Origin of the sequence: Enterococcus sp. C53 (assembly GCF_040887425.1) — a bacterium.
GTDB classification, from domain to species: Bacteria; Bacillota; Bacilli; order Lactobacillales; family Enterococcaceae; genus Enterococcus_B; species Enterococcus_B hirae.
This window is the reverse complement of the sequence record NZ_JBFOFT010000003.1, coordinates 1-23,640: the sequence shown is the minus strand read 5'-3', so window position 1 is coordinate 23,640 and position 23,640 is coordinate 1. Positions and strand designations below refer to the sequence as shown.

Sequence of the window (23,640 nt, the reverse complement as noted above, 5' to 3'; positions counted from 1 at the left end):
GGCTTTTTGTTTATTTTTTGTTTTTTTCATTACTTTTTCAAAATGATATACAGATTAGTTCGTACGTACTGGTGTGATTAACTGGATAAATTGAACACCATCTTCTGTTGGTTCTAATGTAAACGGACGAATAGAAGAAATAAATTTCACTTTGATACTCATATCACCAAATGCACGTAACGCAGCTTTCATGTAATCAGGGTTAAAGGAAATATCCAAAGGATCCCCACTACTTGCCACATAATTCAGACTTTCTTCTACTTTTCCGATTTCAGGTGAGTTTCCATATAGAATCACCGCATCTGATTGGATGGATAAACGAACGATATTATTACGTCCTTCATGAGAAAGTAATGAGGCACGTTCAATCGCTGCAAGGAAACTTGGAACAGAAAATTCTACTTCTGTGTTGAAGCTTGAAGGAATCAACCGATTCGTATCGGGGTAGTTTCCTTCCAACAGACGGGAATAAAAATACATGTTTTCTGTTTTAAAGAGTACTTGGTTTTCCATTATACTGATCTCAACGATTTCTTCTTCATTTGTCAATGAACGAGATAATTCAGTCAGACTTTTACCAGGAATCACGATATCAAAATGATCAGCTGCTTGTTCAACTGGAATCACTCGTTGGCTTAGACGGTGGGAATCAGTTGCGACAGCCAAAAGAGAATTTCCTTCTAAAATAAAATGGACCCCTGTTAGAATTGGACGACTTTCATGTTGTGAGACAGCGAATACTGTTTCATTGATCAATTTCGTTAAGACATGTACCGGTAATTTCATTTGATTATGGCTTTCAACGACAGGTAAATGAGGGTAATTGTCTGCATCTAACCCATTTACTAAGAAGTTGGCTTTTCCTGAAGTAATGGCTACTTGTTTATTCTCTAAGACTTCAAGAGTAAAGGTGTCTTCTGGTAAGCGACGGATAATTTCACTAAAGAAACGAGCTTGTAACACAATTGCTCCAGTTGATTCAATTTGCATTTGGGCTTTTTCATTTTCAACAGATAAAAAAGTTTCAATAGAAATATCTGCATTACTCCCAGTTAGCGTTAATCCTTCTTGAGTCAAAGTAATTTTGACTCCAGTCAAGATTGGAATAGTGGTTTTACTTGAAATAGCACGTTGAACAGTTTGCAATTCTTGCATAAAACTTGCTCGATTTAAAGTTACTTTCATGTTGTGTCTCCTTTAAGCGTTTATTTATTATTAGTTAATATATAAATAATAAAAGTATTAGGTACTGTTGATTCTGTGGAAAACTAAAAAAATGCAAGAAATAAAAGAAAAAACAGCTGTGGAAAATCTGTGTATAACTTTTAGGCTTTTTTTGACTTTATCCACAAAGCGTTTTTTCGTTTTTCAAAGTTAATTTAATAAGAAATTTTTGATTTCGGATACTTCATTTTGCATGCTGACACTTGATTCCATTAATTGCTGGATTTTTTCGTGAGCATGAATCACTGTTGTATGGTCTTTCCCACCAAATTCAGCACCAATTTTTGGTAAAGAACTATCCGTTAGCTCTCTTGCTAAGTACATAGCGATTTGTCTCGGTACAACGATTGATTTGACACGTTTTTTTCCTTTTAGGTCTTTTAACTGAATATGATAATATTTCGCGACTTCTTCTTGGATCTGTAAGATAGATAATTGCGGATGACCTTTACCAGATTTTAGTGTTTTCAGTGCATCTGCAGCTAAACTAGTTGAGATATCTTCACTATTCATCGCAGCAAATGCTTGAACGCGAACGAGTGCTCCTTCTAATTCACGGATGTTTGAATCAATTTGTCCGGCAATGTAACTCAAGGTATCATCGGGTATTTCCAAACGTTCGGCTGCTGCTTTTTTACGTAAAATCGCAGTTCTCGTTTCTAAATCGGGTGGTGTGATATCAACTGACAATCCCCACGCAAAACGTGAAACCAAACGTTCTTGTAATTTTGGAATCTCATTTGGTAAACGATCACTCGTCAATACAATTTGTTTTCCTTCATTGTAGAGTGCATTGAAAGTATGGAAAAATTCTTCCTGTGTAGCTTCTTTTTCAGCAAAGAATTGAATATCATCGACCAACAAAAGATCGACGTTTCGGTATTCTTGGCGAAATTCCTCTGCAGTTTTGTTTTGGATCGAGTTAATAAAGTCATTGGCAAATGTTTCACTACTAACGTATTTGACCTTTGCATCAGGCTCGCTTAACAACATTTGATGTCCGATAGCATGCATCAAATGGGTTTTACCGAGGCCGACACCACCATAAAAGAACAAAGGATTATAAATGGAACCAGGGTCTTCTGCAACGACTAAAGCTGCCGCATGAGCCATTTGGTTTCCTTTACCGATAACGAAGGTATCAAATGTATATTTCGGGTTCAACATCGCCTTCTTTATTGGATTTGCAACAGGTATTTTAGGACTTTTAATTTCTTCGACGACTTCTTGCTCCACCTCTTCACCAGTTACAAACCTTGGAATGATCTCTTTTCCAGTTAGCATGTAACCAACTTCAACAATTTTGGTTGTTAGATTCTTTTCCCAATATTCTTTATGAATTTTACTTGGTACTTCGACGACTAATTGACTCTGATCCAATGAACGTGGATGAGCGGTTTCGATCCAAGTATTATAGCTCGCAGGTGAGAGATCCTTTTGATAAGTTGTTTTTAATTCGTTCCATAAAGCATCGAGGGATACCATATAAGGCTTCCTCCTTCATTAAAAAGTGAATAACTAGTACTAATTTATCATTTTTTCATATAGTTTTCCACAGAAAGAGCAGAAAAAATTTTTTATTTGAGATTATCCACAAAATTAAGAGAGAAAAAAACAAAAAAAATCACAACGAGGAAAAATACTTATCCACATCACTAATCAACAGGTGGATAAGTGTGTTTTAAAGACAGAAATTCCAGGTAGGTTGTGGATAAAAAATCTTTGTTTATCAAGGAGTTAAGCATTCAATTCACAGATAAATGACTGTTTGTGGATTACTTTTTTTACAGGTGTTTATTCTGTGTAAAAAACCCTAAAAAATAATTGTGGATAAATCTTGTGTATAACTTTTTCCACAAACGAATCACACGAAAAAAAACTAAACTGTGGAAAAATAGAATGCATAAATCCAGAAGTTTCCTTTCATTTTATATTGACAAATTACCTTGATTGTCGTTATACTATCAAAGTATGTCTGTGTTTTAACAGTAGATAAGAAATTTTGGAGGTGGAATACATGAAAAGAACATACCAACCAAATAAACGTAAACGTCAAAAAGTTCACGGATTCCGTAAACGTATGAGTACTAAAAATGGCCGTCGTGTTTTAGCAAGCCGTCGCCGTAAAGGAAGAAAAGTTCTTTCAGCTTAAGCCACTGGGGTTTCAGTGGTTTTTTTTATGCCCTTTTTTAGGGAAAAGCTGAAAGAATAAAGAGAAATATGTTATGATTATGGACGTAAGTGAAAGATAGAAAAGGAAAGAAAACGAATGAGAAAAGCGTATCGAGTCAAAAAAGAACGAGAGTTTCAAAACGTATTCCATACAGGAACGTCATTTGCTAATCGTAAATTTGTCGTTTACCGCTTAGAAAAAAAAGACCAGCCACATTTTCGTGTCGGGCTTTCAGTAGGTAAAAAAGTGGGCAATGCAGTATGTCGCAATGAGGTAAAACGTAAGATTCGTGCGGCGGTCTATTCTGTAAAAGAACAGATCGATCCGGAATTGGATTTTATCGTGATTGCAAGACCAAGTGTCAAGGGACTAACTTACGATGAGATTCGTTCCAATCTAGTCCATGTCTTAAAACTTGCAAAAATAATCGATAGAGAGGAAAAGAGTAAGTGAAGAAATACAAACGTTTACTTTTGATGGCAGGCATTATCAGTCTAGTCGTTGTCTTATCCGGTTGTGGAACTGGAGAAGTAAGTGCACAAAGCACAGGAATTTGGGATCGCTACATCGTTTATTATTTTGCAGAAGCGATCAAGGCATTGTCATTTGGAAATGCAGGGATTGGGATTATTTTATTCACTTTGATCATTCGTGTGATCTTGATGCCGTTGATGCATTTTCAAACAAAGAGTATGCGAAAAACCCAAGAACTTCAACCAAAATTAAAAGCACTACAACAAGAATATAGTTCAAAAGATCCTGAGACACAAAGTAAGTTACGTGAAGCGCAACAACGTTTATATGCGGAAAATAATGTGAACCCATATGCTGGTTGTTTACCGTTGTTAGTACAGATGCCGATTTTGATGGCGTTATGGCAATCGATTTCACGTGTGCCTGAATTAAAACAAGGAAACTTTTTATGGTTAAATCTAGGAACAGCAGATCCAACCTTTATTTTACCGATCCTTGCTGCGGTATTTACTTTTGCAAGTACGTATCTAAGTAGCATGAGTCAAATTGAATCAAATGCATCAATGAAGATCATGAATTTTGTGATGCCTGTGATGATCTTAGTTATGGGGGTCAACTTAGCAAGTGGTCTTTCATTATATTGGGTAATATCTAATGCTTTCCAAGTCGTTCAAACATTACTAATCAATAATCCATTTAAGATTAGAAAAGAGCGAGAAGAAGAAGCTCAACGTATTCGTGAAAAAGAACGTGCGTTGAAAAAAGCCATGAGTCCGAAGAAAAAACGTAAAAAATAAGGGAGGGAATGCTAATGCCGATTTATGAAGCTGCGACAATTGATGAAGCAATCCAACTTGGTTTAAACGATTTAGGATTGGATAAAGAGAAAGTTGAAATTGAGATACTAGATGAAGGTAAGAAAGGATTTCTGGGGATCGGGCGTAAGAATGCTCGTCTTAAGATTGAACCTTCAATTAGTGAAACTGTTTCAGAAGCAATTGAAGAAACGATTGAAGAAACGGTAGAAGAACCTTTAGAAAAAACGATAGAAGAAACTGAAACCATTGAAGTCTTTACAGAAGACCAACCAGAAGAAGTAGAAACCAGTGAATTAGGCGATGAAGCAGCTTTAACGGAATTAGCAGTCTATCTCACGGATATTACCAAGCAATTAGATGCGCCAGCTTTAGTAAAAATGACCCGCGAAGCAAATACCGTCGTTTTTCAATTAGATACACAAAAACAAGGGATTTTAATTGGCAAACACGGCAAAACATTAAATGCGTTGCAGTATTTAGCCCAAGTTTTCATTCACCGTATTGCTAAAAATAAACTATCTGTAGTAGTAAACGTTGGTAATTATCGTGAAAAAAGACAAGAAATCATTCAACGCTTAGCAGATCGTACTGCCGAAAAAGCAATTAAATCCGGTCAACCAGTCTTCTTAGAACCAATGCCGGCATTTGAGAGAAAACAAATCCATGCGGCATTAAGCAAGAATGAATATGTGAAAACTCATTCTGAAGGAGACGAGCCTTATCGTTATCTAGTAGTAGAACCTGTAAAAAAACGATTATAAACACTAAAAGAGTTTCCTTCATTAACAAATGCTTGTTAATGAAATAATGCTTGATAAATAAGAGAAGTTTAAATCAATGAAGTAGCGAAAAAGTAAACTGATTACTTTTTCGCTACTTTATTTTTGTTGTGTTTTGCAAGAAATCTTTTTTTCTCTGTTTTCTAAAAAAAAGTTTCTTTCTCCAAAATAATCTATGTTACTGTGAATACGACTGGGGGAAAGGAAGGGAAAAATGGAAGAGAAAAAAAGAAAAAAAATGATAAAAGATATCGAAAAAGCTCGTGAAAAATATGTAAAAAATGAACAAAAATATATTGCAGAAATGTCGCATGTCTTTAATCAAAAATGGAATTGGACTTCCAATATGCTGGATAATGAGGCTGGAGTAAAATATGATAACCTTATAGAGTATATGTATTTGTATAAAAAGGTAGTTGAAAAAAATCCTGAACAGTTTACAGAAAATGGTAGAGAACGAAAGAACTTAATAAACTCTTTAAACGGTAGTATAGGATGTAGTTACGATAACAAATATTTTAAGCCATGCATGAAAGACTTGGTAAATAATGATCCGGATAGTTTTTTAGTTATACCAATCATGTATAACCGAAGAACAGGCGATGTTCATAGTGTCAGCCTGCTTATTCAAAAAGAAGACAATAAAATTAAAGTGCGCGTTTGTAATAAAGGAGGTCAACTTGTACCTAATGAAGCGCCAAATGTTGATGGAAAAATTTCTCTTGAGCATTTAAATAAAATAGCGTCGTTTTATCAATGGGAAAACTGGAATGATTTTTCCGATAAAGAGAAATTAGACCTTTGGAAAGGCGTTAGTAAGGAGGATAAAGCAGAATGTGTAGAGAGTTTCGCAGCAGTAGAAAAATTGTGGGTAGATCTGGATACCAAACAATTAAAATCAATCTATGTATATGAGTTTGAAGAATCAAAAGAAAACATAGAAGCCATTTCAAAAGCTGTTCGTATAGGAAGATATGCTCCTACATGGCGAGATTTTTTAAGTTTGTCCCGAAAAGAAGGTGTGAGCTTTGGAAGCTTTTTTCAAGATAAATATATGTTGTTTTTTCATAAGACAACAGAATTTCCGTTAAAAGAGCTTCATCATCATGCATCAGAATGTAAGTTTGAAAATTATGTTGCAAGGTCACAAATGACAGGGGCATGTATCGTAAAAAATATAGGATTAGCATTCAAATATACACTAGGTTATAAAACTAAGGCAATTATTAAAGACAAAGAGTATGATCAATGTAAACAAATTGAGGGTATGGATGAAATGCTGCTAAAAGTTGCTAAAGATGAGGTCAAGAACCAGAGTTATAGTGATTTACTTGATCAGAATTACGCGTTTTTTCTTAAAAATAAAAAAGAATTGGCGCAAGAGACGCCAAGCATGAAAATAGTAAAAAAAGAATTGTTAATAGATGTTGTAAATGAAGCTGGAGAAAAAGTTGGAGACGTGCTTACAAACCAGTTTCTTATAAATCAGAAAGATGTTAAAAACGAGTTACATAATAGAAAAACGGGTGAAGAATACCTGAGAAAAGTTGCTGCTGTAAATAAAAAAGTTTCAAAAAAGAAAAAAGCAGAAAGACTAAACTCTGGATTGGAAAGATAGAGGTAAACCCTCCTGAATAGGGATAAAATAAATGTCGTTTTATCCTATAGTTGAAAATTCATTCAATCATACATAGAAGATCAGTTATATTGAGAAAAACAAAATTTAATGGTTGATATGCGTGGTTCTTTTTAGGAATCACATTGACAAACTTTTTTAAACAAAGTATATTTTATTAGAAATCATTCTTATCGGAGTATACGATGCTTAAGTAGTCTTACTTTGATAGAAAAAGCACATGGAGGTTAGCCTTCGTGTGTTTTTTTGTAGAACTGAGATGAGATAGCGATTTGTTTTGAATGGCTATTTTTTATGTTGAATAGTCGTGAAAAGGATCGCGACGATACAAAGGATGAAATAAAAAGAATGTACAATATCCTCAAATCAGAATGAATGTATAAATGAAAAAAATTTTTACGATATTGTAAAAAAGCAGAAGTTGTCAGAGTTCTCTATTTTCAATACTTGTGTCTTGTAACTAAATATGATAACCTATGTTCAGAATTTAATCATGGACAAGCAGTCAAAGTGCGAAGTTCACCATTTATTGTAAAGGGTGAAGTGGGCACTTTTTTTGTGCGTAAAATTAAAAAGGGAGTGAAAAAATGGCTGAAATTACTTTAGAATTTGATACGATTGCTGCAATTTCTACCCCACCAGGAGAAGGAGCGATCAGTATTGTTCGACTTAGTGGAGACCAAGCGGTAGCTTTAGCAGATAAAGTCTATCGTTGTGGCAAGAAAAGCTTATTGGAAGTACCTAGTCATACGATTCATTATGGGCATATTACTGATCCAAAGAATGAACAGATCATTGATGAAGTGATGGTTTCTGTTATGTTAGCACCTAAAACATTTACTCGTGAAGATGTCGTTGAAATCAATTGTCATGGTGGGATCGTAGTCGTAAATCAAATTTTACAACTGCTATTACGAGAAGGAGCAAGACTAGCTGAACCTGGAGAATTTACAAAAAGAGCTTTCTTAAATGGTCGTGTGGATCTTTCTCAAGCAGAAGCCGTGATGGATTTAATTCGGGCAAAAACGGACAAAGCAATGGGATTAGCTTTAAATCAATTAGATGGCAATCTTTCTTCGTTGATTCGTTCATTAAGACAAGAAATTTTAGAAACATTAGCACAAGTGGAGGTCAATATCGATTATCCTGAATACGATGATGTGGAAGAATTGACTACACGATTATTGCTTGAAAAAGCGACGATGATCCAACAAAGGATCCAAGCTTTACTTGCTACATCGAAACAAGGAAAAGTCTTGCGTGAAGGATTAAGTACAGCTATCATCGGTCGTCCAAATGTCGGAAAATCAAGCTTGTTGAATCACTTATTGCGAGAAGAAAAAGCAATTGTAACAGATATTGCGGGAACGACACGAGATGTCATCGAAGAATACGTGAACGTTCGTGGTGTACCATTGAAATTAATTGATACAGCAGGAATCCGTGAAACAGAAGATCTCGTTGAACAGATCGGAGTAGAAAGAAGTCGAAAAGCATTATCTGAATCGGATTTGATTTTATTGGTCTTGAATCAAAGTGAGCCACTGACCAGAGAAGACGAGCAGCTTTTAGAAGCCACTAACGGTTTGAAACGGATTGTACTTTTAAATAAAACAGATTTGCCGCAAAAGTTAGAAAAAGAAGAACTTGATCAGTGGTTAGAAGATGAACCGGTGTTTGCCGTTTCTGTGGCTAAAAATGATGGTTTAGATCAATTAGAAACAGCTATCGCTGATTTATTCTTTGGTGGGAAAACCGGTGAAAGAGATGCTACGTATGTATCAAATACCAGACATATTGCTCTACTTGAAAAAGCATCAATTTCATTAGCAGAAGTAGTTGCTGGGATTGAAGCAGGGATGCCTGTAGATCTTGTTCAAATCGATATGACACGCTGTTGGGACTACTTAGGGGAAGTCGTTGGAGACAGTGTACAAGATGAATTAATCACTCAATTATTCAGTCAATTCTGTTTAGGAAAATAAAAGGAGGAAATGTACTTGAATCATTATCAAGCAGATACTTATGACGTCATCGTTGTAGGGGCAGGACATGCTGGTTCAGAAGCAGCGTTGGCTGCAGCCAGAATGGGCTCCAAAACGTTATTACTAACTATCAACCTAGACATGGTAGCGTTCATGCCATGTAACCCTTCAGTCGGAGGACCAGCAAAAGGTGTCGTAGTGAGAGAAATCGATGCTCTTGGTGGCGAAATGGGTAAAAATATCGATAAAACGTACATTCAAATGAGAATGTTAAACACAGGAAAAGGGCCTGCTGTGCGTGCTTTAAGAGCGCAAGCAGACAAGCATGCTTATTCCGCAGAAATGAAGCATACGATAGAAAAAGAACCTAATTTGACGTTGCGTCAAGGAATCGTCGAAGAATTAATCGTCGAAGAGGGCGTTTGTCGAGGTGTGGTGACGTCAACTGGTGCTTGCTACCAAGCAAAAGCTGTTGTTATTACTGCTGGTACAGCTTTACGAGGCGAGATCATCATTGGAGAATTGAAGTATTCATCTGGACCAAATAATTCACAGCCTTCTGTTGGATTAGCTAATAATCTAAAAGAATTAGGTTTTGCGATTGATCGTTTCAAAACAGGAACACCTCCTCGGGTTAAATCAAGTACGATTGATTATTCAGTGACTGAAGAGCAACCTGGCGATAAAGAACCAAATCATTTTAGTTTTAGCACGCCAGATAGTGCGTACAACTTAGAACAAGAATCTTGCTGGTTGACTTATACCGGTGAAACGACTCATAAAATCATACGTGATAACTTGCATCGTGCACCGATGTTTACTGGAATCGTTGAAGGTGTGGGCGCTCGCTATTGTCCATCGATTGAAGATAAGATCGTACGTTTTGCAGATAAACCAAGACATCAATTGTTTTTAGAACCAGAAGGCTTGCATACGGAAGAAGTATACGTTCAAGGATTATCGACTTCATTACCAGAAGATGTCCAAGTGGATATGCTACACTCTATCGCAGGACTGGAAAAAGTTGAAATGATGCGTACGGGATATGCGATCGAATATGATGTTGTCGAACCCCATCAATTACGTCCAACGCTCGAAACGAAAGTCATCGAAAACCTTTATACTGCAGGTCAAACGAATGGGACTAGTGGTTATGAAGAAGCAGCGGGCCAAGGGCTGATTGCTGGAATCAATGCAGCGCTCAAAGTCCAAGGAAAAGAGCCTTTGATCATCAAACGCAGTGACGGTTATATTGGTGTTATGATTGATGACCTAGTGACTAAAGGAACCAATGAACCTTATCGCTTGCTCACTTCACGTGCTGAATATCGTTTATTATTGCGTCATGACAATGCAGATCTACGTTTGACGGAGATGGGACACCAAGTAGGTTTAGTCAAAGAAGACCAATACCAAGCTTATCTGAAAAAGAAAGCTGCTGTTGAAGCAGAAATTAAACGTTTGATGACTGTCCGGATCAAACCGACAGAAGAAGTCCAAGCATTTTTGGCAACTATCAATGCTGCGCCATTAAAAGACGGGGTTTTAGCGAGTGACTTTTTGAAGCGACCTGAAATTAGCTACAGCGATTTAATGTTGTTTATTCCGGAAAATGAAGCATTGACAGCGAAAGAAATTGAACAAGTTGAAATTCAGATTAAGTACGAAGGATACATTAAAAAAGCACTTGAAAAAGTAGAAAAATTAAAACGAATGGAAGCCAAAAAAATACCAGAAAATATCGACTACGCAGCAATTAATGGATTGGCTACAGAAGCAAAACAAAAACTACAAAAAATCCAACCAGAAACCATCGCTCAAGCTAGCCGTATCAGTGGTGTAAACCCCGCTGATCTAAGTATTTTGATGGTCTACATCGAACAAGGGAAGATTGCGAAAGTGGAAAACCTCTGATTTACGGTTTTCCAGAAGTAGCTACATTGGAAAATTAGCCGAAGATTTCAAAAAATAGGAGGAACTATTTTTGGATTCTCCGGCTTATTTCTCAGAGCTAGATACTCCTGTTGGAATCTCTAGAAGATAGTTTTTTTTTCGTCTTTTTAGCAACGATACCAGTAAAGAGAAATCTTAGCACCATCAATGGATAGGAAGTATTTTGCTTTTTGTCCATTTTTTGATGGTGTAAATCTCCTTTTTCCAGGGCACAATTCAATTGGGTAGGTTGAGCTAGAATTGATGGGAAATTACCTCGTAAGTCTCGAGTCTCCTCCTATTTATAGACTGAGCCAAAAATTTGAGAAGTATCAAGTAGGTAACAATCAACAGCAAAAACTAGTGTTTGTGTTTTCTGTCAATTTCTGGAAATTCTTTCTTCTTTCTTGATGCTAAACACTTTTGTCTCAACCCCCACTTAATTTTTTATGAAAAATAAAGAAATTGTTGTTATACTAAATGATGTTGATAGAAACGAGAGCGAAACATTGGAGCCTCAACATCTAAATAAAGATAGAAGAAAGGAGCGATTGGTTGTTCAAAACTTATTTTCGTTTTAATAAGATTCAAGATAACCCATTTCGTATCATGAACCTGATGCTATTGATTTTTATCGTACTATGGTTAGGATACATAAACCAGAATTTCTTGATTTCAAGTTTTTCTTCATTAGGGATCTTTACTTTTTTCTATTATCAAAATATACCCATGAAACATTTAATTAAGCGCATGTTTTTCATTGGTTGTGGACTTTTATTTGCCTTTGTATTAGGAATGTTATCAACCTATGTTTTATGGTTGGAACCTTTTGCTGTAGCTGTAGTGGCTTTTGCCAGCCGGTTTATTTTGCGGTTGTTCCATATTTCAAAACCAGGTGGCTTATTTTTTGCGATGCTTTCGGCGATGGGAACAAGTATGCAGTTACCGATTGATCATTTGCCAATGGTTTCTCTTTATTTTTTCATGGGGGTCATGTTTTCATTGATTGCTGCAGTTATCACCAAGTTACTTGATTCACGTCCAGAACAAGCCATTGAACAAATCTCTTTAAAAGAGAGATTCCAAGAAGAACCGTTAGTAATCATTGATTCTGTTTTCTACAGTGTTGCTTTATTTCTTTCCGTCTATATTAGTCACGGATTGCAGTTACACAATCCTTACTGGTTAACTCTTTCTTGTGCTTCTATTCTTTTAGCTGAGAATTTGGATGCAATGAAACATCGGCAAGTACAATATTTGATTGGTTCCATGGGGGGCTTATGTGTGTCGGCTGTTTTATCCTTTGTACCATTTACTCAGTTACAAACGATTTTTCTGATCACTTTTCTTTACGGTATCTCACAATTTTTGGTTGCTAGAAATTATGCGGTTGCCAACATTTTTCTTAATCCGATGGCACTGATGTTATCGACACTAATTCGTGGGGCCTACTTGATATCCTTGATCGAATATCGCTTTTTGGGAATCGTTATCGGAAGTTTTATTGGTTTAGGTGCTGCATGGGTCATGACCGTTGGGTTACAGCACTATCTCAATGTTGTGCGGAGAAAATTAGAGACAAAATAATAAATAAAAGTATATACAAAAAAAAGCCAGTTCGTTTTTGAAGTGAGGATCAAAGACGAGCTGATTTTTTTAACCCATACATTTGATATGTGTTCATTTTTTGTTTAAATTTGAATAAAAAATCAACTGGCGCTAAAAATTAGAGATAACCTAGTTAAGGCATTTATTTTTTTTAATTACTTACATATAGAAGGATGTGTACTTCCTAGTGCTTCCTTTTTAATTTTTTAAAACCTCCTATAAATTTACCGGTAGAAAGATTGCAACTCGGTTCATTTTGCGTTAAAGTAAAAAGAGATTTCGTGAAACAATTGCTGTTTCACAATGAAAGGATTAATTATGACACCAGAAGAATTTCGTCAAGCATTGGCAGATAAAGACATCCATTTATCTGATCAACAAATGAGTCAATTTGAACGTTACTATCAGTGGTTAGTTGAGTGGAACGAAAAAATGAATTTAACAGCCATCACGGAAAAAAATGACGTTTATTTGAAGCATTTCTATGATTCATTAACGTTAGCTTTTGAGGTGGACTTTTCTCAGCCTCTTTCACTTTGTGACGTAGGTTCAGGCGCAGGTTTTCCGAGTATTCCACTGAAAATTGCGTTTCCTAACTTACAGATCACGATCGTTGATTCACTGAATAAACGAATCAACTTCTTAACGGAATTAACAAAAGAACTTGGTATCACAGCGGCACTTCACCACGATCGTGCCGAGACATTTGGTCAAAATCCTCAATTCCGAGCTTCATTTGACTTAGTGACTGCTCGCGCTGTAGCAAGATTGAATGTTTTAGCAGAACTATGTTTGCCTCTAGTGAAGCAAGAAGGATACTTTTATGCGCTGAAAGCTGCAAAAAGCGAAGAAGAACTAATAGAAGCCAAGCATGCGATCGCAATCTTAGGGGGAAAGTTTATCAAAGAAGATGCGATAGAATTACCGAAAATATCTGACAAGCGACATATTTTGGTAATCCAAAAGAAGAAAGTCACCCCGAAAAAATACCCAAGAAAACCTGGTATGCCAAATAAGCAACCAATCAAGTAGGAGGAGAAGAGATGGCACAAATAATATCTGTTGCAAACCAAAAAGGTGGCGTAGGTAAAACGACGACCACTGTTAACTTAGGTGCTTGCTTAGCTAGTCTTGGTAAAAGAGTCTTGTTAGTGGATATGGATGCACAAGGCAATGCCACAAGTGGTGTCGGTATTCGAAAACCAGATGTTACTCAAGATATTTATGATGTCTTAGTCAATGAGCTACCGATTGCCGAAGCAACTCTTGTTACCGAACATGAAAATTTGAGTATTGTGCCTGCCACTCTTCAATTAGCAGGAGCAGAAATCGAATTAACTTCAATGATGGCCAGAGAGTCTCGCTTGAAAGGTTCTTTAGCCGAAGTGAACGATCAATATGATTATATTCTGATTGATTGCCCACCTTCATTAGGTCATTTGACTATTAATTCATTTACAGCTAGCGATTCTATTCTGATCCCAGTGCAATGTGAATATTATGCATTAGAAGGATTGAGTCAATTACTCAATACAGTTCGTTTAGTTCAAAAGCATTTCAATCCAGAATTGGAGATTGAAGGCGTCTTACTTACAATGTATGATGCACGTACGAACTTAGGAAATGAAGTCGTGGAAGAAGTCCGAAAGTATTTCCGTGAGAAGGTCTATGAAACGATTATTCCAAGAAATATTCGTCTTTCAGAAGCACCAAGTCATGGAATGCCGATCATTGATTATGATCCACGTTCTAGAGGAGCTGAAGTTTACCAAGCATTGGCAAAGGAAGTGGTTAACCGTGAAGAAAAGTAAAGGATTAGGACGAGGGATCGATGCGTTATTTCAAGATTTAGAGAATTTAGAAACTGTGGATGTTGAAGATGAAACAGTTGTACAATTACCACTAAACGAATTACGCCCTAACCCTTATCAACCACGTAAAACATTTGAAGAAGTCTCGCTTCAAGAATTGGCAAACTCCATTGAGCAATCAGGCGTGTTTCAACCGATTATCGTCCGTCGTTCGGCAGTAAAAGGATATGAAATCATTGCTGGTGAACGTCGTTTCCGAGCTTCTAAGTTAGCAGAAAAAGCGACCATCCCTGCAATTGTTCGTGACTTTGATGAAGAAGCAATGATGCAAGTCGCTGTTTTGGAAAACTTGCAACGTGAAGACTTGAACCCATTAGAAGAAGCTGAAGCCTATGATATGCTGATGAAAAATCTTAAACTTACGCAAGCAGAAGTAGCGAAACGCTTAGGTAAAAGTCGTCCATATATCGCAAACTATCTCCGACTGTTAACGTTACCTGATTTAGTGAAGGAAATGGTCCAAGATCAACGATTATCGATGGGACAAGCTCGTACCTTATTAGGTCTAAAAAACAAAAGTTTGATTCTAAAATTAGCGAATCGAGCAGTTATGGAGAATCTAACGGTTCGTCAGTTGGAACAAATTGTTTCGCAATTAAATCAAAACGATGGGAAAGAAAAAAAGAAAATCCCTCGACTAGCAAAAGAAAAGCCTTATTATATACGTGAAAGTGAAGACCGCTTGATGGATAAGTTTGGTACAAGTGTTGCTATCCAAGAAAAAGACGGTAAAGGAAAGATTGAAATTGAGTACCTTTCGCAAAATGATTTGACAAGAATCCTTGATATCCTTAATATTCAATTCGATGAAGAATAAGTAATAGGAAAGAAGCGTTCAATTCAGACCAATCAACCTTAATTTTTACGATCACTATATGAATATCAAAAAAGACGTGGGAACCGTTCTTAAGAGAAATGACTAAAGGAGGGGACTTTTATGTACGACTTACATGATATTGTTGAAATGAAAAAACCTCATGCTTGTCAGACCAACCGTTGGGAAATCATCCGCATGGGAGCGGACATCAAAATCAAATGCGTCAATTGCGGGCACATCGTTATGATGACTCGTCGAGAATTTGAGAAAAAATTAAAAAAAGTACTTGAAAAAAATGCAGAGAAAGAGTGAATAAATCTATGGCATTAACTGCTGGAATTGTTGGATTACCCAATGTCGGTAAATCAACTTTATTTAACGCAATCACCAAAGCTGGAGCAGAAGCAGCGAACTATCCTTTTGCAACCATTGATCCGAATGTAGGAATGGTAGAAGTTCCCGATTGGCGTTTACAACGCTTAACTGAACTTGTTCATCCTAAAAAAACCGTGCCAACAACATTTGAATTTACGGATATTGCAGGAATCGTTAAAGGTGCAAGTAAAGGGGAAGGCTTGGGAAATCAATTTCTAAGTCATATCCGCCAAGTTGATGCGATTTGTCATGTGGTCCGTTGTTTCGATGATGACAACATCACACATGTTGAAGGACGAGTTGACCCATTAGCGGATATTGATACGATCAATCTAGAATTAGTATTGGCAGATCTGGAATCGATCACTAAACGCTATACTCGAGTAGCAAAAATCGCAAAAACGAAAGATAAAGATGCAGTTGCTGAATTAGCTGTTTTAGATAAAATCAAGCCAGTCCTGGAAGAAGGACGTTCAGCTCGCTCTATCGAATTTACGGACGAAGAACAAAAAATCGTTAAATCATTGTTTTTATTGACTACCAAACCAATCTTATATGTAGCAAACGTTGCAGAAGATGAAGTAGCAGATAGCGATACGAATCACTACGTTCAAGCTGTACGTAATTTTGCTGCCGAAGAAAATGCAGAAGTTATCGTAGTCAGCGCACGTGCAGAGGAAGAAATTGCTGAACTAGATGAAGAAGATAAAGCAGAATTCTTAGAAGCTTTAGGAATTGAAGAGTCTGGATTAGATCAATTAATTCGTGCAGCTTATGATTTGCTAGGATTAGCTACGTACTTTACAGCAGGAGAACAAGAAGTTCGGGCTTGGACATTTAAAAAAGGCATCAAAGCACCTCAAGCAGCTGGGATTATCCATTCAGACTTTGAGCGTGGATTTATCCGTGCGGAAACTGTTTCTTTTGAAGATCTAGATCATTATGGAAATATGCATGCTGCCAAAGAAGCTGGCCGTGTTCGTCTAGAAGGTAAAGACTATGTAGTCCAAGATGGCGACGTTATGTTATTCCGTTTTAATGTATAAAAGGGCTATCAAACGATACGTATAGTATGTTAGAATGTCTTTTGTGACAACCGTTAAAGTAGCGGCTAAGGAGGACTATTTAGATCATGGAATCAGAACAATTACGTGAAATTGTAAAAGAAAACAATCAATTAGAAGAAAAATTAACTAAAAGAAACCAACAATATATTTTTGACTTAAAAAAATCTTTAGAAGCAGCTAATCTATCCGAAGAGGAAAAGGTAAAAGCACTTCATGACATCCTTCCAACCTTAGTGTCTGAACAAAAAGGTGGAAAAACAGCCAGACAATTATTTGGAACTGTCTCTGAAAGAACTGAAGCAATTATCAACAAACCAGTTGAAGCAAAGGTAAATTCTAAACCACTATTGATGTGGCTAGACAATACATTCCTGTTATTAGGTTTGTTGAGTATCATGATTGCTATTACCGGATTGTTTTCACGTGGAACAACGCCAGCTTATGGAATCACAACTTTGGTCTTCGGATCAGCTGTTGGTGGTTGGGTATTTTACCTGATGTATAAATACATTTATCAATATGAGTATCCGGGAGCAGATCGTAGTAAAAAGCCAGGTATGGGTAAAACATTGTTGATCTTAACTGGAACTACATTGGTCTGGGTGGTTGCCTTTTCCGCTACCACACTTCTTCCTCCAGTACTGAATCCGTTGTTAGATCCAGTAGTTATCATCATTATTGGGGCTGCTGCACTAGCTTTGCGTTATTACATGAAGAAAAAATATGGAATCGTTGGAAGTTTATCTGTACCTAGAAGATAATTCGTTAAAGTACGATTCGATGTATATCAATGATGAGGGATCATTATTTGAAACAGTTGTTTGTTTTGAATAGTGGTCTCTTATTTTTTATGGAGAAATGGTTAAAACAGAAAGAACAAAAATTTGAGAAACTTGGTAAATTTAATCAGTAGCTTCTCTTAAAAGAGTTTCTCGTTATTAACCATATATGACTTGTGATGGAAACGCTTATAATAAGGATATTCTTAGAAACAGTCCGGATTATGGGAAGACGGTTGACTTAATAGAAAAAATCGATTATTTTAATAGATAAACTAAAAACTAGAGGAGTGGTACTAAAAATGTCCAACTGGGAAACAAAGTTCACGAAAAAAGGGTTTACTTTCGATGATGTCTTACTGATACCAGCAGAAAGTCACGTGTTACCAAACGAAGTGGATATGAGTGTACAATTAGCAAAAAATATTAAGTTGAATATCCCGATCATCAGTGCAAGTATGGACACTGTAACTGATAGTAAGATGGCTATTGCGATGGCTAGACAAGGTGGATTAGGTGTTATTCATAAAAATATGACAATTAGTCAACAAGCAGACGAAGTGCGCAAAGTCAAACGTTCTGAAAGTGGTGTGATCATTGATCCATTTTTCTTAACACCGCAACATCTTGTAGCAGATGCAGAAGAATTGATGAGCAAATATCGAATTAGCGGTGTACCGATCGTTGAGACTTTAGAAAACAGAAAACTTGTTGGTATTATTACGAACCGTGACATGCGCTTTGTAACTGATTATCATATGGAAATCAATGATGTGATGACCAAAGAAAACTTAGTAACAGCCCCAGTCGGTACTTCTCTAAAAGACGCAGAAAAAATACTGCAAAAACATAAAATTGAAAAATTACCTATCGTTGACAACGATGGTTGTTTAAGTGGATTGATCACAATCAAAGATATTGAAAAAGTGATTGAATTTCCCAACGCTGCCAAAGATGAACATGGACGTCTACTTGTAGCTGCTGCTGTTGGTGTAACAAGTGATACATTTGAGCGTGCAGGTGCCTTGTTGGAAGCAGGAGCAGATGCGATCGTTATTGATACAGCACATGGTCATAGTGCTGGAGTGATTCGTAAAATCCAAGAAATTCGTTCTACCTTTAAAGATGCTACTTTGATTGCCGGTAACGTAGCGACAGCGGAAGCAACAAAAGCATTATATGATGCTGGTGTGGATGTCGTAAAAGTCGGTATCGGACCAGGATCAATTTGTACAACACGTGTGGTTGCCGGTGTAGGTGTACCACAATTAACAGCGATTTATGATGCTGCTTCTGTCGCACGACAATATGGCAAAGCAATTATTGCTGATGGCGGAATCAAATATTCAGGTGATATCGTCAAAGCATTAGCTGCTGGAGGACATGCCGTCATGTTAGGTAGCATGTTGGCCGGTACAGATGAATCTCCAGGTGAATTTGAGATTTTCCAAGGACGACGTTTTAAAACTTATCGTGGTATGGGTTCATTGGGCGCAATGGAAAAAGGTTCAAAAGATCGTTATTTCCAAGGTAGCGTCAATGAAGCGAATAAATTAGTACCAGAAGGAATCGAAGGACGTGTGGCCTACAAAGGAAGCGTTGCGGATATTATCTTCCAAATGATCGGTGGATTAAAATCTGGTATGGGTTATGTTGGGGCAGGCAACTTGAAACAATTGCGTGACGAAGCACAATTCATCCAAATGAGTGGCAATGGGTTGAAAGAATCCCATCCACATGATGTCCAAATCACAAAAGAAGCACCTAACTATTCAGTAGAATCTTAATAAAAAAGAGATAAAAGTAGTGGGAAATCTAGCAGAATGCCAGATTTAAAGTAACAATGCTCGATTTATGAACATCAAAGTTAGTAGAATCTTACTAGCTTTGGTGTTTTTTTGTTGTCAGCGGATGCGATAGTTCTATCTAATTGATTGATTTAATTTCAAACCTGTATCTTTGATGTGGATCGTTTGATCAAACAAATATATGACAGATGAATTTGTCTTTTAACATTTTAGATTAGAAGTTTTAGGGAGTCTACCCGCATTTTTGTCTGGTTCGTTGTTTTTTGAAAAAAAGTCTAGGACGAATAGAATCTCTATCCGTCCTAGACTTTAGCGTCATCCTTTTTATGATTTAAAGTAATAGCAAGATTTCTCTCCATCAACATTATTTGACAAAGAGCCTAGTTTTTATTGTGTTATCAGTCCACTTTTTGATCTAGCTCTATTTATTTGATTACTTTTAAATTTCCCATGTAAGGAACTAATACTTCTGGAACAGTCACTGATCCATCTTCATTTTGGTAGTTTTCAAGGATCGCTGCGACAGTTCGGCCGACTGCAAGTCCTGAACCATTCAGTGTATGAGCATAGTGGATTTTTCCGTCTGCATCACGGTAACGGATCATTGCGCGTCGTGCTTGGAAATCTTCACAGTTTGAACATGAGCTGATTTCACGATATGTTTCTTGTGCAGGGATCCATACTTCTAAGTCATATGTTTTGGCAGCAGAGAAGCCCATATCTCCAGTAGATAATGCTACTACACGGTAAGGTAAATGTAATTTTTGTAGAATATCTTCAGCATCGGCTGTCATTTTTTCTAGCTCATCATAAGAATGTTCTGCATCAGAGAATTTGACCATTTCTACTTTATTAAATTGGTGTAAACGAATCAATCCTCGAGTATCACGGCCGGCACTCCCTGCTTCCGAACGAAATGCGGGACTAAGAGCAGTGAAATAAATCGGTAAATCTTGCCCATCTAAGATCTCATCGTTGTAATAGTTTGTTAATGGAACTTCCGCTGTTGGGATCAATGTCAAATCTGTATCTTCTAATTGGAAAACATCTTCTTTAAACTTAGGAAATTGCCCAGTTCCGAACATAGCCCGACTATTTACGATATAAGGAGTAATCATTTCTGTATAGTCATGTTCATAGATGTGTTGATCTAGCATAAAGTTATAAACGGCACGTTCTAAGCGAGCACCTAATCCTTTATAGTAAACAAAACGACTTCCAGAAACTTTTGCCCCTCTTTCAAAGTCTAAGATACCTAAGTTTTCAGCGATTTCCCAATGTGGTTTCGGTTCAAATGAAAAATTACGAGGCGTGTTCCAACGACGAACTTCCACGTTGTCCTCTTCGTCTTTTCCAACAGGTACAGAATCATCTGGTAAATTTGGTAAGGTAGTCGCAATTTGATGTAACTTTTCATCTACTTGCGCTACTTCTTCATCAAGAGCTTTAATGTTGCCCCCAACTTCTTTCATTTCATTGATTTTAGCTGTTGCATCTTCTTTGTTCCGTTTTAATTGCGCAATTTCTGCTGAAACATCATTACGATATTTTTTTAATTCTTCCGTTTTAACAAGTAATTTTCGACGACTTTCATCTAATTCCATAAATTCAGCTAAGGTTTCTTTTTTGACCCCACGAGTCATTAATTTTTCTTGAACATAATCAAAATTTTGACGCATCATTTTTACATCTAACATTGCAATTCCTCCTTAAATATAATAAAAAAAGACCAATCCATCCCTCAATTATCTTGGGACGAATCGGTCTAACATTCGCGGTACCACCCGAGTTCAACATATAAATATGCTGCTCTTGTTAACAGATAACGGCTGTTTTACCGACCTTTCTTATTTCGAAAGGTACACATCAAAGAACTGGAACTTCCAACTTATTTTTTGCTGATTTACACCATCCATCAGCTCTCTTGAAAAAAATAAAATGTACTGGGTTCTGTGCTATATAGATATGATATATAGAAATGATTGTAATAAGAATATCGGATATTTTAATTTTCGTCAATATATTCCTGACTTTTGATTGGTAATTTTTCATTTCTTTTTATTGGGAGATGTATGATGAATGAAGTCCAGTGTTTATCAGATTTAGCATAAATATAACCACCATGTAAAGCAACGATACTTTGAGCAATGGCTAAACCTAAACCCGTCCCACCGGTTTCTTGTGAACGAGACTCTTCTACTCGGTAAAAACGGTCAAAAAGATTATCGATTGATTCTCGAGGAATCATAGCTCCATTGTTTTTTACTGTCGCAACGACTTCTGAGCCAACTTTTTCGACTTCAATGACAATTTTTGTAGCGCCTTTGCCGTATTTTAAAGCATTCGTCAGTAAATTATTAAAGACACGAACTAGTTTTTCAGTGTCCCCATCCATAGTTAATGATGGAACCTGTGATGATACAAGGATTTGGATATGCTTTTTTGATGCTTCTAATTCAAAATCAGCAGCTAGTTGTTCAATTAGCTGGATCAGATCAAAAGCCGAAAAATTGACCGGAACAGCTGGTTGTCTGACTTTAGTATACTCAAAAAGATCATCCACTAGTAATTTCATTTGTTTTGCTTTGATATAAGCTGTATGGGTATACTTCAAAAGATCCTCTTTTGTTTGATACTGACCATCTTCGATTAATCCTAAGTAACCAATAATAGAGGTTAAAGGGGTACGGATATCGTGACTCACATTAGTAATCAATTCATCTTTTGATTTTTCAATTTTCCGTTCATCTTCGATCGCAGCTACTGTACTATCGACTAAACCATTAATGCTTGTTACTACACGACTAAGATCACCTGTTAATTCAAAAGGGATCCGATGGTCATAATTACCATTAGCGATATAGTGAAGCTCGCTAATAATATGACGTAGTTGCATTTGTCGGTAGCGACGGATTAACCGCCAGTATAATACGCCGATATCTAAAAGAAAGAAAAGGGGAATCAGAAAATTTCGGCCGTTCCAAAATAAATCACTATTCAATCGTTGAGCAAAAATATTTTTTGAATCCCAAATCGCATTAGTCAATGAAGGGGAACTACTAATTATTGAAGTAAGGACAACCAAAATCGCAACATTTAATAGTAGAAGGAGAATCACGGTGATAATACCTTCTGCTAATAACTCACTGATTTCCTTAGAAGTTAGATTGATTCGTCGCCGTTTTTCTGTTCCTCTTTTTTTATCTTGCATCAATTTTATAGCCCACTCCCCAAACGGTTTGAATGACTTTTTCTCCACCAGTTGCTTCTTCGATCTTATCTCTCAAATGACTAACATGGACCATAACAGTTTTTGCGGAAACAATACTTTCTTGTTTCCATACACGCTCAAAGATTTCATCTGCACTGAACACACGATTAGAATGACTTGCTAATAAGTATAGAATCCCAAATTCTAATGCTGTGAGCTGAATCTCTTTCCCATCAATTGTTTTTACTTCATGGGAATCTTTGTTAATAATCAAAGAGTTTACTTCTAATATATCCGGTTGATCCGGTGTGATTTGCATTTTTGTTCGACGAAGCAAAGATTTTACGCGTGCCATAACTTCTAAAGGATTAAATGGTTTTGTAACATAATCATCAGCACCAGCAACAAGCCCTTTAATTTTATCCATATCGGTTGTTTTTGCTGTCAACATGATAATCGGGATTTGCGATTCCTTTCGTAATTCTTTAACGACCTGCATGCCATCCATTTCAGGCATCATAATATCCAAAATCAATAACTCAATATCAGGTATCGTTCGAATCTTTGATAATGCTTCTTTCCCATCATAAGCCTTAACAGCTTCGTATCCTTCATTGTGAACATAAATACTTAGTAATTCAACAATTTCTTTATCATCATCAGCAATTAATATTTTCATAGATTGTTCCTCCAGAGTTAGAATGATACTATTTACTATTCATTCTAGCAAAAAAATGTCTAAATAGATAAAAGCAACACTTTGTTAAGGAAAATTTTAGAAGGTAAGAGCTAAGTGAAGTGGCTCATCAATAGAAAACTGAACAATCGCAATGCTGAGAAGGCTATCATTAATGAAAAACATGTTAAAAGCGAACGTTTCTCACTTATAGGATTAGAACGATCGATTACGCTAAAAATGTTGATAAAACAGCTTTTTTCTTATTGACTTTTATTTTTGCTGTTGGTATATTATTATTTGTTCGAAAGAGCAAAGATCGCTAGTGAAAATAGTTAAAATAAACTGTTGACAGAGGGATCACACCATGATAAGATAACTGAGTCGTAAAAAAACGACAGCTTACG

The 23,640-nt window shown here is 36.5% G+C and carries 20 protein-coding genes and 1 other annotated feature; of the genes, 15 read left to right on the top strand and 5 right to left on the bottom strand.

Translation table 11 applies throughout. The features are described 5' to 3' along the window. Positions 1–54: 54 nt before the first annotated feature. Together dnaN and dnaA are read right to left on the bottom strand one after the other, a co-directional pair. On the bottom strand, positions 55–1,185 hold the full coding sequence (gene dnaN, locus AB3I42_RS05030) for a DNA polymerase III subunit beta (RefSeq protein ID WP_010720503.1): 1,131 nt from the start codon (positions 1,183–1,185) through the stop codon (positions 55–57). A 189-nt stretch (positions 1,186–1,374) separates the two neighbouring features. After that, complete coding sequence (gene dnaA / locus AB3I42_RS05025) at positions 1,375–2,709, bottom strand: chromosomal replication initiator protein DnaA (protein ID WP_010720504.1); 1,335 nt, start codon at positions 2,707–2,709, stop codon at positions 1,375–1,377. Positions 2,710–3,241: 532 nt separating this feature from the next. Here dnaA and rpmH point away from each other — a divergent pair. The 15 genes from rpmH to guaB all read left to right on the top strand — a co-directional run bounded on the left by rpmH (position 3,242) and on the right by guaB (position 19,325). Further along, positions 3,242–3,376 (top strand): 50S ribosomal protein L34, encoded by a 135-nt coding sequence (gene rpmH, locus AB3I42_RS05020; RefSeq protein ID WP_002293121.1) that lies wholly within the window; start codon positions 3,242–3,244, stop codon positions 3,374–3,376. Positions 3,377–3,493: 117 nt separating this feature from the next. Continuing rightward, positions 3,494–3,850: a ribonuclease P protein component gene (gene rnpA, locus AB3I42_RS05015; RefSeq protein WP_010720505.1), complete on the top strand. Its 357-nt coding sequence runs from the start codon at positions 3,494–3,496 to the stop codon at positions 3,848–3,850. Continuing rightward, positions 3,847–4,668: a YidC/Oxa1 family membrane protein insertase gene (locus tag AB3I42_RS05010; protein WP_010720506.1), complete on the top strand. Its 822-nt coding sequence runs from the start codon at positions 3,847–3,849 to the stop codon at positions 4,666–4,668. Before rnpA ends, AB3I42_RS05010 begins: the two co-directional genes overlap by 4 nt. A 14-nt stretch (positions 4,669–4,682) precedes the next feature. Next, positions 4,683–5,450, top strand: coding sequence for an RNA-binding cell elongation regulator Jag/EloR (jag, locus tag AB3I42_RS05005; protein ID WP_181914242.1), 768 nt, complete (start codon positions 4,683–4,685; stop codon positions 5,448–5,450). Between the two features lie 232 nt (positions 5,451–5,682). After that, positions 5,683–7,086 carry a hypothetical protein gene (locus tag AB3I42_RS05000; RefSeq protein WP_010736773.1) on the top strand — a complete coding sequence of 468 codons (1,404 nt, stop codon included), beginning with the start codon at positions 5,683–5,685 and terminating at the stop codon, positions 7,084–7,086. Positions 7,087–7,691: 605 nt separating this feature from the next. Then, positions 7,692–9,089 (top strand): tRNA uridine-5-carboxymethylaminomethyl(34) synthesis GTPase MnmE, encoded by a 1,398-nt coding sequence (gene mnmE / locus AB3I42_RS04995; protein ID WP_306690315.1) that lies wholly within the window; start codon positions 7,692–7,694, stop codon positions 9,087–9,089. A 15-nt stretch (positions 9,090–9,104) separates the two neighbouring features. Then, on the top strand, positions 9,105–11,003 hold the full coding sequence (mnmG, locus tag AB3I42_RS04990; RefSeq protein ID WP_010720510.1) for a tRNA uridine-5-carboxymethylaminomethyl(34) synthesis enzyme MnmG: 1,899 nt from the start codon (positions 9,105–9,107) through the stop codon (positions 11,001–11,003). A gap of 573 nt (positions 11,004–11,576) precedes the next feature. Further along, positions 11,577–12,608: an FUSC family protein gene (locus AB3I42_RS04985; RefSeq protein ID WP_010736771.1), complete on the top strand. Its 1,032-nt coding sequence runs from the start codon at positions 11,577–11,579 to the stop codon at positions 12,606–12,608. A 339-nt stretch (positions 12,609–12,947) separates the two neighbouring features. Further along, complete coding sequence (rsmG, locus tag AB3I42_RS04980) at positions 12,948–13,661, top strand: 16S rRNA (guanine(527)-N(7))-methyltransferase RsmG (protein WP_010720513.1); 714 nt, start codon at positions 12,948–12,950, stop codon at positions 13,659–13,661. A gap of 11 nt (positions 13,662–13,672) precedes the next feature. Next, positions 13,673–14,440, top strand: coding sequence for a ParA family protein (locus AB3I42_RS04975; protein WP_010736770.1), 768 nt, complete (start codon positions 13,673–13,675; stop codon positions 14,438–14,440). Beyond that, positions 14,427–15,317 (top strand): ParB/RepB/Spo0J family partition protein, encoded by an 891-nt coding sequence (locus AB3I42_RS04970; RefSeq protein ID WP_010720515.1) that lies wholly within the window; start codon positions 14,427–14,429, stop codon positions 15,315–15,317. Before AB3I42_RS04975 ends, AB3I42_RS04970 begins: the two co-directional genes overlap by 14 nt. Before the next feature lie 120 nt (positions 15,318–15,437). Further along, on the top strand, positions 15,438–15,629 hold the full coding sequence (locus AB3I42_RS04965; RefSeq protein WP_010720516.1) for a DUF951 domain-containing protein: 192 nt from the start codon (positions 15,438–15,440) through the stop codon (positions 15,627–15,629). Positions 15,630–15,637: 8 nt separating this feature from the next. Then, entirely contained in the window at positions 15,638–16,738 is a 1,101-nt protein-coding gene (gene ychF / locus AB3I42_RS04960) for a redox-regulated ATPase YchF (protein ID WP_010720517.1), read from the top strand. Positions 16,739–16,824: 86 nt separating this feature from the next. Next, positions 16,825–17,520: a DUF1129 domain-containing protein gene (locus tag AB3I42_RS04955; protein ID WP_010720518.1), complete on the top strand. Its 696-nt coding sequence runs from the start codon at positions 16,825–16,827 to the stop codon at positions 17,518–17,520. A 320-nt stretch (positions 17,521–17,840) separates the two neighbouring features. Beyond that, positions 17,841–19,325, top strand: coding sequence for an IMP dehydrogenase (gene guaB, locus AB3I42_RS04950; RefSeq protein WP_010720519.1), 1,485 nt, complete (start codon positions 17,841–17,843; stop codon positions 19,323–19,325). A gap of 446 nt (positions 19,326–19,771) precedes the next feature. Here guaB and serS read toward each other — a convergent pair whose 3' ends face one another. From serS to AB3I42_RS04935, 3 genes are all read right to left on the bottom strand, one after another. After that, the gene (gene serS / locus AB3I42_RS04945) at positions 19,772–21,043 is read right to left on the bottom strand and encodes a serine--tRNA ligase (RefSeq protein ID WP_010736769.1); all 1,272 of its coding nucleotides are present in this window, start codon (positions 21,041–21,043) and stop codon (positions 19,772–19,774) included. A gap of 51 nt (positions 21,044–21,094) precedes the next feature. After that, positions 21,095–21,313: a binding site (T-box leader), on the bottom strand. Positions 21,314–21,351: 38 nt separating this feature from the next. After that, entirely contained in the window at positions 21,352–22,560 is a 1,209-nt protein-coding gene (locus AB3I42_RS04940) for a sensor histidine kinase (RefSeq protein ID WP_368022389.1), read from the bottom strand. Further along, entirely contained in the window at positions 22,547–23,236 is a 690-nt protein-coding gene (locus AB3I42_RS04935) for a response regulator (RefSeq protein ID WP_368022357.1), read from the bottom strand. The genes AB3I42_RS04940 and AB3I42_RS04935 overlap by 14 nt, the downstream gene beginning before the upstream one ends. Positions 23,237–23,640: the final 404 nt, after the last annotated feature.